The sequence below is a fragment of the Bartonella sp. AA2SXKL genome (genome assembly GCF_042197205.1).
Taxonomy (GTDB): Bacteria; Pseudomonadota; Alphaproteobacteria; order Rhizobiales; family Rhizobiaceae; genus Bartonella.
Genome location: NZ_JBHIRN010000262.1, coordinates 1 through 247, shown reverse-complemented (window position 1 = coordinate 247; position 247 = coordinate 1). Strand labels below are relative to the sequence as shown.

Sequence of the window (247 nt, the reverse complement as noted above, 5' to 3'; positions counted from 1 at the left end):
GGCATGTAGCCATATACTTATCAGGTGATCCATTGATTGTGGTATAATCATTTACCAATTTGAAGGAGCCTTCTTCGGCTTTTCCAGAAACTTGAATCAGTAAAATGCCGCGTGTATTTAAAGGATCAGAGGTATTTACAACACTATTTTTATCTCTGAAATCGCTTTTGATATAAACTGTTGTGGAACCTTTTAAATCTCCATGGATGAGAAGACAATCAGTTTTTTGATTGGCTATTGGCTTATC

General features: G+C 35.6%; 1 protein-coding gene. It reads right to left on the bottom strand.

Annotated features, from left to right (window positions below; translation table 11 throughout):
* Nucleotides 1-247 (bottom strand): hypothetical protein (locus ACFINS_RS11125; protein WP_375706305.1); only part of this gene is annotated, 247 nt, incomplete at both ends.